A 13,142-nucleotide genomic window follows, 5' to 3' on the forward strand; every position below is an offset into this window, starting at 1 on the left:
TTCACTCCTTCTTCCAGACAGATTCCATTCTACCATAAGATCATCCCCTCTTTGGTTTCTTTTTCAGAAGCAATGCTCCTAGAAATAAAAGGCTTATGTACCCAATGACTGGATAAATGGCAGAAATTAATTTCCCATATCCAATAAAGCTTAAGAAAAAACAAACCGCCAAAATGATGGCAATCATCACCATTCTGGGAACCTTGAAAAATTGAGAAAGAAGACGCTCCATCCCGTATAAATTTCCAATAATAGAGGTGAGCACTTCTCCGAAAATTACCAGCACGTACAAATAATAAGCAGCCGAAAAGACTGTATTCATTACCTCAGCCATCGGAACTTCAAACTTTACAGCACCTGGGACATAAAGAAGAGCTAAGTGGCTGCCAAGCATAATGATCATTAATATCAGTCCGCCGAGCCTTCCTCCTTTTTTTAGTACGTTCTCATCTTTTATCTCAGCTGCAAGGGGGACGAGAACAGCCTGAGCAAGTCCGAGGTTATAGGCGGCATAGCAAACAGAGGAAACGGCCCAGCCGCTATCGGAGAGCCTAAAACCGGTCAAGACAGTCTTCAATCCCCCCTCTGTTATAGAGCTTGTCATGACTACCAGACTAAGCAGAAGCAGCATCGGCACAACCAGCATATTAACACCGACAACTCCATGCAAGCCCTTCGCCATAATGATTAAAGTTAAAAGAATGCTAATCAGCACCCCGACTGAGTGCGGAAGCGCTAATCGTTCTTCAAATATCGCTCCAGCTCCCGATACCATGACAGAGGTTACCCCAAATAATAAGAGCAGCATGACTGCGTTTACTGCCTGCCCTGCATGCTTTCCTAATAAAAATAGATTCAATTCTTTAAAGGAGGGAGCTTGAATTCTTGATGCAATCACCATCAGCTTGGTTCCAAGGTGAATAAACAAACTTCCTGCAAGGAGAATCCCGATGGTTCCCGCCGCACCAAAACGGGTAAAGAATTCCACAATTTCTTTCCCAGTTGCAAAGCCTGCCCCGACAACTGTTCCAACATACACAAAAGCAATCTGCACGATGATAAAGCTCTTATTTTGCATGACGGTCCATCCCTCCTCTTCTATATAAAGCTATGAGACAAGTTCCTTGAAAAGAAGGATAAAGATGGATTAAAGTTCTTTTCAGCCCCAAAAAATTTTCTCAAACAAAATACTTGAAAGTCAAAAAAGGTCAAATTATAATAATAGTCAAAGATAGTCAAAGTCAGTTGAATTTTAAGGAGGTTGTTTTTTTATGCAATGTCAAAACTGTAAGCAAAATCAGGCAACCGTTCAATTACATGTTCAATTTAACGGAGCCCGTAAACAATTACAGCTCTGCAATACATGCTTTTCACATTATGAAAGTCAAATCCCTTCCAGCGGTATCAGCGGCGGAGGATTCTCTTCCTTCCCGTTCGATCAGTTCTTTAAAAATGCTGGCAGTCAGGATGAAGGGACACCTGGTGCAGAGAATCAAAAATCAAGCCGCAATGGCGGAGGGCTTCTTGACCAAATGGGCCGCAATCTTACCCATGCTGCCAAAGCGGGGCTTATCGATCCAGTCATTGGCCGGGAAGATGAAGTAAACAGGGTGATTGAAATTCTTAACCGGCGCAATAAAAACAATCCGGTTCTTATTGGTGAACCCGGTGTTGGTAAAACAGCTGTAGCTGAAGGTCTCGCATTGAAAATTTCTGAAGGAAACGTTCCATCTAAATTGATGAAAAAAGAAGTGTATTTGCTCGACATAGCATCACTCGTTGCCAATACGAGCATGCGCGGCCAGTTCGAAGACCGGATGAAAAAACTCATAGCTGAGCTTCAATCACGTAAAAACGTCATTTTATTTATAGATGAAATACACCTAGTAGTCGGAGCGGGATCTGCGGAAGGCTCTATGGATGCAGGAAACATTTTAAAGCCTGCACTTGCACGGGGTGAAATGCAGCTAATTGGGGCAACTACTTTAAAAGAATACCGCCAGATTGAAAAGGATGCTGCTCTGGAGCGCCGCTTCCAGCCAGTCATGGTTCACGAACCATCCTTGGATAAAGCCATTGAAATCCTGCAAGGCATTCAGTCAAAATATGAGGATTATCATGGAGTTACATTCAGCGATGAAGCCATCCGGGCTTGTGTAACTCTTTCTCACCGCTACATTCAAGATCGTTTTCTGCCGGATAAAGCGATTGATTTGCTTGATGAGGCCGGTTCAAAAGCCAATCTGAAAGCAGACCGGGTTGAGGAAGCCGATATTCACGATCAGCTCAGCAAACTCGCGAAAGATAAAGAAAAAGCGGCAGCTGAAGAGAATTATGAGCTTGCGGCAAAACTCCGCCACGAGGAGATTCTTCTTGAAAAACAGCTTGAGAAACAGGATCATCAAGAAAAAATGATTGTTGGCCTCAGCGAAATCCAGGCCATTATTGAACAGAAAACCGGTATTCCTGTTGGAAAGATTCAAGAAGATGAACAAGCTAAGATGAAGAATCTTGAAGATAGTCTTGCTAAAAAAGTAATCGGCCAGGGAGAAGCGGTACAAAAAGTAGCAAAAGCAATTCGCAGAAGCCGTGCCGGTTTGAAACGCAAAAATCGTCCTATTGGGTCATTCCTTTTCGCAGGTCCTACAGGTGTGGGAAAAACGGAGCTGACCAAAACATTGGCAGAAGAGCTTTTCGGAACGAAAGACTCCATGATTCGTCTTGATATGAGTGAATATATGGAAAAACACGCTGTATCCAAAATTATCGGCTCCCCTCCTGGATATGTGGGACATGATGATGGCGGACAGCTCACAGAAAAAGTCCGCCGAAATCCATACACCATTCTGCTTCTCGATGAAATTGAAAAAGCTCATCCTGATGTACAGCACATGTTCCTTCAAATCCTGGAAGACGGGCGTTTAACGGACAGTCATGGACGTACGGTCAACTTTAAGGATACGGTCATCATCATGACCAGCAATGCAGGCACTTCCGAAAAACGAATGACTGTAGGATTTGATACAGAAGCAACAGCAGCCATAAAAGAGAGCACACTGCTTGATTCACTTGGAACATTCTTTAAACCGGAGTTCCTGAATCGCTTTGATGCAATCATTGAGTTTCAATCCCTCGAAAGAAAACATATGCTTTCGATCGTTGAGCTCATGCTTGAAGAACTTCAAGAAACTTTACATGAAAAGAACATGAAGCTGACCGTTTCTGATGAAGCAAAAAACAAATTGGCTGAACTGGGATATCACCCTGCATTCGGTGCACGGCCTCTTCGCCGGGTCATCCAGGAACAGCTGGAAGACCAAATAACTGACCTGCTCATTGATTACAATGAACTGGATCATGTACAGGCAAATGTTGAAAATGGGAGCATCACAGTTTCGAAATCCGATAAAATATAGAGGTCTTTCTGAAAAGTTCTCCTTAGAGAAAATAATTGAAATAACCCCCCTTATGAGCATTCGGGGGGTTATTTTTTATAAAAATTTGAACAATTCCTCCTGACTCCTCCTTCTTTATTAAAAACAGGCATCTATCCGATTCATTTTTATCTCGATCTCCTTACAATGAGAAGGTATGAAAAAGGAGGAGCTTCAGCACCATGAATGAATACGGACTTTGGAAGCTAAAAAAACTGGAAGAAGAGAAAGCAGTTCAGTTAATCGAACGGGAGCAGCTTAAAGAAGAATTCAAAGAGATGGAACGTAAAACGAAAAGGGAAAAATAAAAAGGCAGCTTATGATCCGTACCGGTTATTTCAATGCCCGCTCCCCATTTTGTCAATCCCCCGCCGCTCCCCAATAAAATGCCAAAACAAACAGCCCTCCGGTTCAGAGGGCTGTTCTTTTTCCTTTATTATAATGCTTTATCATCCACTTGATTCAGCCACTCGGTAATTTCACCAACTACGGATTCTACGGTGCCTTCATCAAACGGTGATTTCAGGCCAGCTGCTTCTACCAGTCCAAGGAATGCTTTGCTTCCTCCCTTCTTGCACAGGTTCAAATAGCTGCTCCAAGCCGCCTCTCTGTCTTCATGAAGCTGTTTCCAATACTGAAGCGCACAAATTTGGGCCAGGGTGTAATCAATATAATAGAAGGGCGAATTATAGATATGACTTTGCTTTTGCCAAAAGCCCCCCTGCTCGAGATAATGGCTGTCTTCGTATTCACGGTGTGGAAGATATTTCTTTTCCAGCTCTCTCCACGCAAGGTTTCTCTCCGCTGGTGAAGCATCTGGATTTTCATAGATGAAATGCTGAAATTCATCGACTGCAACTCCATAAGGGATGAACTTAAGGGCTCCGCTTAAATGTGAAAATTTATACTTTTCCGTATCCTCTTTAAAGAAGAGCTCCATCCAGGGCCATGTAAAAAACTCCATGCTCATAGAATGGATTTCACAGGCTTCATGTGTCGGCCACTGATACTCCGCAACATCAAATCCGCGGCTCATGTAAACCTGGAATGCGTGCCCGGCTTCATGTGTCAGCACATCAATATCCCCTGAAGTACCGTTAAAATTAGCGAAAATATATGGTGACTCATAGTCCGCAATATACGTACAGTAGCCCCCGCCTGCTTTGCCTTTTTTAGCAAGCAAATCAAGAAGATTTTTATCCGCCATGAATTGGAAGAATTCATCTGTTTCAGCTGAAAGCTCCTTGTACATTTGTTTGCCGTTATTCACAATCCAATCAGGATCTCCTTTTGGGACTGCATTTCCTGATGTATATTCAACTGCCTCATCATAATAGACCATCTCATCCATGCCAAGGCGGTCTTTTTGCCGCTCATATAAGCTTGTCGCGATTGGAACGATATGCTCCACTACCTGTTTGCGAAATTTGCTCACCATCTCAGAGGTATAATCAATCCGGTTCATCCTTGCATATCCCAGTTCCGTAAATGTACGGAAGCCAAGCTTCTTCGCAATTCTGGTGCGGATTTTCACAAGCTTGTCATAAATTTCGTCGAACTTTTCCGATTGGCTCGAAAAAAATGCAAATTTTGCTTCGCTTGCCCGTTTGCGCAAATTCCGGTCTGTAGACTCTGCAAGGGGCTGAAGCTGCACGAGGGTGTATTCTTTCCCGTCAAATTCAATTTTCGCTGAGGCTACAAGCTTCGTATATTCACTGGACAGCTTGTTTTCCTCCTGCAGATCTTCAAGAACCTCTTCCTTAAAGGTCTTCAGCTGGGTTTCAGCAAGATCAAAAAGCTGCTGCCCCCAATTCGATTCTAATTTTTCACGGTATTTCGAGCGGACCAGCGCCTCGTAAAACTCCGTTACAAGCGCCTGGATATGCGGCTGAAGATCGTCCATGAAATCCTGCTCTTCTTTGTAAAAGTCATCATTCGTATCAATTGAATGTCGGATATAGCAAATGTTTGACATCGTATCCGCTGCATTCCGGATTTTATAAATTTTTTTCATCGCCTGATCCTGATCTTCAAAACTATCAGCTACTTTAAATAACTGGAGGGCTTCCTTAAATTCTGTCTGTATTTGATTAAGATCTGGTCTTTTGTATATGTATTGTTCAAAACGCATGGTAACACTGCCTTTCCTATGAAATAACCTTCCTTTAGTAATTCTTCATCCAGTCTTAAAATCCCTTCTAAGGATGATTTCCTTTTTCCTATTAAGATTGGCACGATTTATCCGATATAGGTAGTAGACAAAGGGCTCATACCCGCACCGGTGCATTAAGAAAACCGGAATACAGATGTACAAAGGTTTGGTGAAGACATGGATAAAACAACACTCATAGGTCTCATTTTAGGAATCGTAGGAGTTGGTGTAGGGATGGTCCTTAAAGGGGTTAACCTCTCTGTACTGATCAACCCTGCTGCGATTCTAATCATCATCGTCGGAACTGCAGCCGCTGTTGTTACAGCTTTTCCGGCAGACGAAGTAAAAAGAGTCCCAAAGCTATTCGGGGTCTTATTTAAAGAAAGAAAAATACCGTCCATTCAAGAGTTGATCCCCATGTTTTCTGAATGGGCACAAGTCGCCCGGAAGGAAGGTCTCCTCGCACTTGAAGCAAAGCTTTCAGATGTGGATGATGTGTTCCTGAAAAATGGATTGAGCATGGCTGTTGACGGACAGAATGCGGATTTTATCCGAGATGTGATGAGTGAGGAAATAGAAGCGATGGAAGACCGCCATGCATCAGGAGCAGCTATTTTCACTCAAGCAGGCACATACGCTCCAACACTAGGAGTTCTTGGAGCTGTAGTCGGACTGATTGCCGCTCTCTCCCATATGGACAAAACAGATGAACTTGGACACGCAATTGGAGGAGCTTTCATTGCGACCCTTCTTGGAATTTATACAGGATATGTCCTCTGGCACCCTTTTGCAAACAAATTAAAACGCAAATCCCGCCAGGAGGTTAAAATCAGAGAAGTCATGATCGAAGGCGTCCTCTCTGTATTAGAAGGACAGGCACCAAAAGCAATTGAACAGAAGCTGGCAACGTATCTCCCTGCCGGTGAAAGAGCAAAACTAAAGATGGAGGGTGAGAATTCAAATGGCTAAACGGAAGAGAAAAGAAAAGCATGATGAGCATATGGACGAGTCATGGCTCATTCCTTATGCCGATCTTTTAACTCTTCTTCTCGCCCTTTTCATTGTCCTTTTTGCCATGAGTTCCATTGATGCGAATAAATTTCAAATGATGGCAAGGGCTTTCAACAGCACCTTTGAAGGCGGTACTGGAATAATGGAGTATCCAAGCCCATTACCGGATGGAGAAATGGAGCAGCTGGATGTGACCAAGATCGAGCCCAAAGAACAGCAGGAACAGAAGCAAGAGCTTGAGAGGCTGAAGGAAGCGGAGAAGAAAATAAATGAATATATCACTAATAAAGGCCTCAATGCTAAACTGAAGACCTCTCTTACTGATGAAGGTCTTCTGATCACCATCAACAATGATATTCTTTTCGAATCAGGAAGCATTTATGTGCGGAAACGGGATGAGGATCTGGCAAAAGAAATCTCCCAGCTCCTTGTCATGGAGCCCCCGAGAAGTATTATTGTCAGCGGTCATACCGATAATATTCCCATTAATAACGGGGTATTTGATTCCAACTGGGAACTTAGTGTAATGAGAGCTGTCGAGTTTATGAAGCTGCTGCTTACAAATCCTAAGCTGTCTCCGGAATTGTTCAGTGCAAAAGGATATGGAGAGTTCAAACCAATCTCTAACAATAAGACCGCTGAAGGAAGACAAAAAAACCGCCGTGTTGAAATCCTCATCCTCCCTTTGGCCTCAAAAAACGCGGCCGAATAAAACAAGATAAAAAAAGACCTTCCGTAAATGGAGGGTCTTATTTTTGATCCTTAGCATGAAAACCAATGCGTTTCATCATTTCAATAGCCTGTGCTTTTTCTTCTTCTGAGAGAATACCGATAATGTCATCGATCTTCTGCTGATGAGATGGAAATATGTCTTCGATGAGAGCTTTTCCCTCATCGGTTATGTGGGCGTAAGTAACCCTGCGATCTTTATCACATGCTTTGCGGGCAAGAAAGCCTTTCTGCTCAAGCTTGTCCACTACATAGGTAATGCTTCCGCTGGCCAATAAAATCTTTCCTCCGATTTGCTGAAGGGGCTGATCGCCTTTATGGTAAAGCAGCTCCAATACACCAAATTCGGTTGGGTTAAGCCCAAAAGAAGTAATATGCTTGTTCATTCTGTCGTTAATCGCGCGGTAAGCCCGGGACAAAACAACAAATAGCTTTAGTGATTGTTCTGAATCATTCATTTTATATCAATCCTTCAAATTTAGAAAATCTTGAATTCCAACTAAATCATAGTAAAATATCCATGCGAAGTCAATAGAACGGTTTCAATAAACGTTCCATTCTATTGAAATGATTTCGCGATCCTCTTCTATCCTTTGTTTAATAGCGGACATCAAATTTCGATAAGTCTCCTCGATTTCTTCCGCTCCAAATTTTTTTAATAAAAATGTGTAAAGGACAAAGTCCCTCAGCTTAAGGAAAATAGAAATGCTATTTGCCATTTCCTCAGTAAAACTTCTTTCCTGTTCATATCCCTTTAAAAATCCACTGAAAAAGAGTGTGCATTTTTCCACAGGATTCGGCTCTCCATTCTTTTCAAGAGTCCAGGCATAGTAATAGAGGGGAATGGCTACGTCACTTGCAAACCAGTGATAGGAGCTGTCATCAAAGTCGAACAAATAAAGCTCCTCCCGGTGGTAATGAAAGTTCCCTGTATGCAAGTCAGAATGGATAAGGCCGAAATTGTTTTTTGTAAGTCCATTAAGCTTGCGAAGCAGTATATTCTTCTGCTGAAGAATTTCATCCGAAACGTCCGGTTTATACCGCTCTATATCAAGCAGTTCTTCTTCGTTCCAATGCGGTCTGCGGGTTTTGCCTGGAGCGGGCTCATATTCAATAGAGGCGTTATGCATTTTCCCTATCGTTCTGCCCCATTCAATAAACAGCGGTTCAGTCCATTGGGGCCCATCTGCGGTAATTCGATCGCCCATCGCTTTTTCAAATAAACAGCAGTAAAATTCGGTTCCTGTTTCTAAAGGAATCACATGGACATTGGCTCCATTTGAGTTAAATGGCCGGCTAACACGAATGCCTTTCCTATGTAAAAACTCAATCCATTCCAGTTCAGCCAGAAGCTGATCTAAGCTCCTGTGGCTGGAATGGGTAATTCTTAAAATGGCAGGAGCTCCATCAAGCTTAACTTCGTACACATAATTTTCCGCTTCGCCGAGTTTTTTAGCAATTTGAGCATCCGCACCAAAAAAATGAGCAGCCTCCTTAATGATTTCTTCATTAAATTGCTTCCGAACAGACGGTTCCATCTTTCTTCTCCTTTTATATAGCAAGAATGCTTTCAATTTCATTTAGGACTTCATAAGTGAGAATGACCTCAGAAGCTTTTGCATTCTCTTCAATTTGCTCTGGAGTAGAAGCTCCGACAAGCGTACTTGCAACATTGGGGTTTCTTAAGGTCCAGGCAAGTGCCAGCTGTGCCAGACTAATATCAAGACTGGAAGCCAGCTCAGAAAGCATAGACACCTTCCGATTCATAATATCATTTAAAATTTCCTTAACCCACGTGTTAACCTCTTCGTTGGATGCACGGCTTCCCTTAGGAATTTTGCCTTCCATGTACTTCCCTGTCAGTACCCCTTGAGCAAGAGGCGACCAAACAACTTGGGAAATTCCATTCTTTTCGCTGATTGGCATAATTTCTTCTTCTATATCACGGTGAAACATATTGTATTGCGGCTGGTTAACAACGATTCTCTCGAGCAGATAACGGTCTGCTACATGAACCGCTTCCTGAAGCTGTGCAGCTGACCATTCACTTACTCCTGCATAAAGGATTTTCCCCTGTCTGATTAAATCATCAATGGCTCTAAGTGTTTCTTCGAGGGGAGTTTCCGTATCATACCGATGGCAATAAAAGATATCTATATAATCCAAGTTCATTCTTTTCAAGGAAGAATGGACTTGCTCCATAATATGCTTTCTGGATAGACCTCTGTCATTCGGACCATCCCCTACCGGCCAAAATGCCTTTGTAGTTACAACATAGGATTCTCTTTCAAACGATTTCAGTGCCTTCCCCATAACCTGTTCAGCCATTCCTTTTGCGTATACATTAGCACAATCAAAAAAGTTAATGCCCGCTTCATATGCACTATGTATAATCAATTCCGCCGACTTTTCGTCGATCGTCTGCCCGAATGTAAGCCAGCTCCCAAGACTGATTTCCGACACCTTCAATCCTGATCTCCCTAACCTTCTATAATTCATCCCAATCCCCCCGTGTGTAATCGTCTACGCTTGTAGAGTGTTTGACAGAATTCCTTAAAATCACTCTAAACTTATCAGAAATTTCCAACATCGTAAAGGGAATTTGGGGTGAAACCATTCTACGAAAGACGACATAATCGGCCCGTTGACAGAGAATTGTCGAAATGAAACGCAGGCTTTTTAATTTACAGGCAGTTTGTGGTACATTTGAATGAGCTGGGAGAATAAGAAATGGAATGTTGAGGTGACACATGGACGACGTTTTTACCGGAAGTATTCTATCCGCCCTATCAACTGGATTGGGCGCTGTACCTATCTTATTTTTAAAAAATACACTCACTCATAAATGGCGCGATATCCTGCTGGCTTTCTCAGCTGGCATCATGATGACCGCCTCCATGTTCAGCCTCATTCCTGAAGCATTAAAAATTGGAGGAATGCTTCAAGTCGTGGCGGGATTATTTTTAGGAGTAATAGTTCTTACCATATTGGAGAAACAGATTCCCCATATTGATCTTGAGCATTCGAGAAGCGGAATACAATTTGATGAGAAAGCAATGCTGATCATTGCAGCTATTACTCTTCACAATCTTCCTGAAGGATTATCCGTAGGTGTAAGCTATGCGGCTGATGCAAGCGAAACGGGGAATTTGATTGCTTTCGCAATAGGCTTTCAAAACGCCCCGGAAGGATTTTTAGTCGCCTTATTTTTAATCAGCCAAAATATCGGAAGAATGAAAGCATTCTTAATTTCAACTGCTACCGGAGCCGTTGAAATTGTAACATCACTGCTAGGGTATTATTTGACTGCTTATGTAAATACGCTCGTCCCATACGGACTTTCTTTTGCGGCTGGAGCTATGCTGTTCATTATTTATAAAGAGCTTATTCCTGAAAGTCACGGCGACGGAAATGAACGCACAGCAACCTATGCCTTTATTACAGGGATAGTGATTATGCTAATGCTTATTGAGGCCTTCTAATACGTAAACAGGACTGGAAGCTTATTTCTCCCAGTCTTGTATTTTAATGCTCTGCAGCAGCCTGCTGCGACTCTGATGCAAATCCCCATTTGGCCACTCGGGTGACCAGTTTTGAAAAGGGTGTGGACGTCCGGTCCTCCCCCCATTCAAGCATCTGAAATTGATTCAACAGCTCGTCCAATTCCTGGCTGTACTTAACGACTTCGCTGCTCGTAAAGCTTTTAGATGTGGCAGCTGAAATCATTTCCTCTCTTTTCGCATTAATTTTAGTGATCAGTTCTTCTTTTTGTTCATGTACAATCACATTTTCTCCTCCTCATAGGATTTATAAAGCCGGGCATTTTCAAAAACCTAATTTTGTAAATTCCTAGAGAAAAATTTGCCGAATCATATATAAATATGTTACATAATTGTTAATATTTAGATTTTATTACTTTGTTCCCATTTTGCGAAGTAAGTAAACCTCTTTTTTATATAAAAATGTATAATTAAAATTCAATAAAAAATAAAAAAGTATATTTTGCTAATGCTGTCCAAACTTTATGGAATACCCATAGAGCCTGATCAGACGTGAGCAGCGCGGCATGGAGAATAATTCAGTCGGCGCACAATCTGGAGCCATCGCTTACGTTTTTAACGATAAAAGCCAAAACAAAAAGCCTGAGGAAGACATCCCCAAGCCCATTTGATTTCTAATCTGAACTTAATTCCCTTTTAATGCGACAGCCTTTTCCTTATGAACATCATCAATTGAGGTGACGCGGAAATCCTTTTCTTCCAGCTTGCTGATAATCTTATTCAGCTTCTTTTCCGTTAATTCATGCGATAGATTTACAACAATTCTCCGCAAATAATCCCCATTATCCAAGGTCAGCATTCCCTCTATGTTAACATCCTTTACGGTACTTACCAGTTCCTTGATCGCTCCCTTATGCTCCTTTGTTGCGACAGTCATTAAATATCCGCCTGTCTTCATACCGAAGGAATCCTCCAGTACTTCCATAATATTTGTATGCGTCATGATTCCAGCGAACTCCTGATCTTCATTGATGACAGCTAGAAATGGCAATCTTTTAATCGTTAAAAATGCTTTAATAAAGGATTCTTCCTCTAAAATAAATGCATCCTCATCTTTTATAAGCGACGCAATTGAATCTTCATCTTTTCCATCCATCTCATGGTAATACTCAAGGAGGGTTACTTTATAAATTAAACCGGCAAATTTTTTTCCGCCGTCACCAAGAACCGGAATGCTCCTGTATCCGGTTTCCTTCAATTGATCATATGCTTCCTTTACAGTACTTGAAGCATCACAGTACTTTACCTCTTCTTTTTTCACATAGTTATAACGGATTTTCATCATAGCCCTCCTAGTAAAGTAGACTGATAAGGATTTTAGAGAATTTTACACTTAAGGTGAGTATAAGTAAAGAAAATTATGATTTTTCAGTTAGTTAGTAGTCTTATACCTTTTAGTCTATGATTCTAATCCCATAAAAAGCTGTTATGTAAATTATAGTTTTGAATGACCGTATGATTGAGCTGCTGAAGAGATGAATTGGAGAACATACTAAAAACACCGGACAGTTACCGCGAGCCACTGGCCAATTTCGAGGCTGCTTTCGGCCGTTCCGCCCCTCATTCCGGCCAAACTTATTTTTCCAGCCGATCCCCTTTATTTTCCAGCCGGTTCTGCACTGATTCCAGCGAATTCCTTCTCTTTTCCGGCCGTTCCGCCCCTCTTTCCAGCCAAACTTATTTTTCCAGCCGATCCCCTTTGTTTTCCAGCCGGTTCTGCACTGATTCCAGTCGAATCCTTCTCTTTTCCGGCCGTTCCGCCCCTCATTCCGGCCAAACTTATTTTTTCCAGCCGTTCCCCTTTGTTTTCCAGCCGGATCTGCCTTGATTCCAGCCGACTCCTTTTCTTTTCCGGCCGTTCCGCGCCTCTTTCCAGCCAAACTTATTTTTCCAGCCGGTCTACTCCGTTTTCCTGCCGGTTCTGCCCTGGTTCCAGCCGAATCCTTCTCTTTTCCGGCCGTTCCGCCCCTCATTCCAGCCAAACTTATTTTTCCAGCTGGTCTACTCCGTTTTCCAGCCGGTTCTACCCTGCTTCCAGCCGAATCCTTCCCTTTTCCGGCCGTTCCGCCCCTCTTTCCAGCCAAACTTATTTTTCCAGCCGTCCCTCTCAATTTCCCAGCCGGAATGCCTAAATAGCCAGCTAAATTCACTCCCTCATCGGACAGGAAATTAGCCAGGGACAGATCCAGCTCTACAGGTTTTATATAATTAGTAAAGTGAACCACCCGCCGCCTAGCCCTCTTCAAAAATTAGCAT

General features: G+C 42.5%; 13 protein-coding genes. 5 read left to right on the forward strand and 8 right to left on the reverse strand.

From position 1 onward, the window contains the following. Window positions 1-40: 40 nt before the first annotated feature. Window positions 41-1,078 (reverse strand): YkvI family membrane protein, encoded by a 1,038-nt coding sequence (locus AS29_RS14630; RefSeq protein ID WP_035408931.1) that lies wholly within the window; start codon window positions 1,076-1,078, stop codon window positions 41-43. Window positions 1,079-1,271: 193 nt separating this feature from the next. On the opposite strand from AS29_RS14630, the gene AS29_RS14635 reads away from it, so the two are divergent. After that, a complete protein-coding gene (locus tag AS29_RS14635) occupies window positions 1,272-3,416 on the forward strand; it encodes an ATP-dependent Clp protease ATP-binding subunit (RefSeq protein ID WP_035408935.1) in 2,145 nt (714 codons plus the stop codon). 200 nt (window positions 3,417-3,616) lie between these two features. After that, a complete protein-coding gene (locus tag AS29_RS21925; RefSeq protein ID WP_269449400.1) occupies window positions 3,617-3,742 on the forward strand; it encodes a hypothetical protein in 126 nt (41 codons plus the stop codon). 128 nt (window positions 3,743-3,870) lie between these two features. On the opposite strand, the gene AS29_RS14640 is transcribed toward AS29_RS21925, so the two are convergent. Further along, window positions 3,871-5,565 (reverse strand): M3 family oligoendopeptidase, encoded by a 1,695-nt coding sequence (locus tag AS29_RS14640; RefSeq protein WP_035408938.1) that lies wholly within the window; start codon window positions 5,563-5,565, stop codon window positions 3,871-3,873. A gap of 198 nt (window positions 5,566-5,763) precedes the next feature. Between AS29_RS14640 and motA the strand changes: the two genes are divergently transcribed. Both motA and motB read left to right on the forward strand, forming a co-directional pair. After that, window positions 5,764-6,555 (forward strand): flagellar motor stator protein MotA, encoded by a 792-nt coding sequence (gene motA, locus AS29_RS14645; RefSeq protein ID WP_035408941.1) that lies wholly within the window; start codon window positions 5,764-5,766, stop codon window positions 6,553-6,555. Beyond that, window positions 6,548-7,309, forward strand: a complete 762-nt coding sequence (gene motB, locus AS29_RS14650; protein ID WP_035408944.1) for a flagellar motor protein MotB — start codon at window positions 6,548-6,550, stop codon at window positions 7,307-7,309. The genes motA and motB overlap by 8 nt, the downstream gene beginning before the upstream one ends. A 37-nt stretch (window positions 7,310-7,346) precedes the next feature. On the opposite strand, the gene AS29_RS14655 is transcribed toward motB, so the two are convergent. The 3 genes from AS29_RS14655 to AS29_RS14665 all read right to left on the reverse strand — a co-directional run bounded on the left by AS29_RS14655 (window position 7,347) and on the right by AS29_RS14665 (window position 9,825). Further along, window positions 7,347-7,784, reverse strand: a complete 438-nt coding sequence (locus AS29_RS14655) for a MarR family winged helix-turn-helix transcriptional regulator (protein ID WP_035408947.1) — start codon at window positions 7,782-7,784, stop codon at window positions 7,347-7,349. An 84-nt stretch (window positions 7,785-7,868) separates the two neighbouring features. Beyond that, window positions 7,869-8,864 carry a phosphotransferase enzyme family protein gene (locus tag AS29_RS14660; RefSeq protein ID WP_035408950.1) on the reverse strand — a complete coding sequence of 332 codons (996 nt, stop codon included), beginning with the start codon at window positions 8,862-8,864 and terminating at the stop codon, window positions 7,869-7,871. A gap of 13 nt (window positions 8,865-8,877) precedes the next feature. After that, window positions 8,878-9,825 (reverse strand): aldo/keto reductase family protein, encoded by a 948-nt coding sequence (locus tag AS29_RS14665; protein WP_035408953.1) that lies wholly within the window; start codon window positions 9,823-9,825, stop codon window positions 8,878-8,880. 251 nt (window positions 9,826-10,076) lie between these two features. Between AS29_RS14665 and AS29_RS14670 the strand changes: the two genes are divergently transcribed. After that, the gene (locus AS29_RS14670) at window positions 10,077-10,808 is read left to right on the forward strand and encodes a ZIP family metal transporter (RefSeq protein ID WP_035408958.1); all 732 of its coding nucleotides are present in this window, start codon (window positions 10,077-10,079) and stop codon (window positions 10,806-10,808) included. A 43-nt stretch (window positions 10,809-10,851) separates the two neighbouring features. On the opposite strand, the gene AS29_RS14675 is transcribed toward AS29_RS14670, so the two are convergent. The 3 genes from AS29_RS14675 to AS29_RS14685 all read right to left on the reverse strand — a co-directional run bounded on the left by AS29_RS14675 (window position 10,852) and on the right by AS29_RS14685 (window position 13,111). Further along, window positions 10,852-11,112 (reverse strand): aspartyl-phosphate phosphatase Spo0E family protein, encoded by a 261-nt coding sequence (locus AS29_RS14675; protein ID WP_035408963.1) that lies wholly within the window; start codon window positions 11,110-11,112, stop codon window positions 10,852-10,854. Between the two features lie 399 nt (window positions 11,113-11,511). Next, entirely contained in the window at window positions 11,512-12,168 is a 657-nt protein-coding gene (gene cbpA, locus AS29_RS14680; RefSeq protein WP_035408966.1) for a cyclic di-AMP binding protein CbpA, read from the reverse strand. A gap of 112 nt (window positions 12,169-12,280) precedes the next feature. Continuing rightward, the gene (locus AS29_RS14685; RefSeq protein ID WP_035408969.1) at window positions 12,281-13,111 is read right to left on the reverse strand and encodes a hypothetical protein; all 831 of its coding nucleotides are present in this window, start codon (window positions 13,109-13,111) and stop codon (window positions 12,281-12,283) included. Between the last annotated feature and the right edge of the window lie 31 nt (window positions 13,112-13,142).

The organism is Bacillus sp. SJS, from assembly GCF_000732485.2.
GTDB lineage: Bacteria > Bacillota > Bacilli > Bacillales > Bacillaceae > Metabacillus_B > Metabacillus_B sediminis.

Coding starts and splice junctions, on each gene's coding strand:
- AS29_RS14655 (WP_035408947.1), bottom strand. CDS start 7,784: ATGAATGATTCAGAACAATCACTAAAGCTATTTGTTGTTTTGTCCCGG.
- motB (WP_035408944.1), top strand. CDS start 6,548: ATGGCTAAACGGAAGAGAAAAGAAAAGCATGATGAGCATATGGACGAG.
- cbpA (WP_035408966.1), bottom strand. CDS start 12,168: ATGAAAATCCGTTATAACTATGTGAAAAAAGAAGAGGTAAAGTACTGT.
- AS29_RS14635 (WP_035408935.1), top strand. CDS start 1,272: ATGCAATGTCAAAACTGTAAGCAAAATCAGGCAACCGTTCAATTACAT.
- AS29_RS14630 (WP_035408931.1), bottom strand. CDS start 1,078: ATGCAAAATAAGAGCTTTATCATCGTGCAGATTGCTTTTGTGTATGTT.
- AS29_RS14660 (WP_035408950.1), bottom strand. CDS start 8,864: ATGGAACCGTCTGTTCGGAAGCAATTTAATGAAGAAATCATTAAGGAG.
- AS29_RS14665 (WP_035408953.1), bottom strand. CDS start 9,825: ATGAATTATAGAAGGTTAGGGAGATCAGGATTGAAGGTGTCGGAAATC.
- AS29_RS14670 (WP_035408958.1), top strand. CDS start 10,077: ATGGACGACGTTTTTACCGGAAGTATTCTATCCGCCCTATCAACTGGA.
- AS29_RS21925 (WP_269449400.1), top strand. CDS start 3,617: ATGAATGAATACGGACTTTGGAAGCTAAAAAAACTGGAAGAAGAGAAA.
- motA (WP_035408941.1), top strand. CDS start 5,764: ATGGATAAAACAACACTCATAGGTCTCATTTTAGGAATCGTAGGAGTT.
- AS29_RS14640 (WP_035408938.1), bottom strand. CDS start 5,565: ATGCGTTTTGAACAATACATATACAAAAGACCAGATCTTAATCAAATA.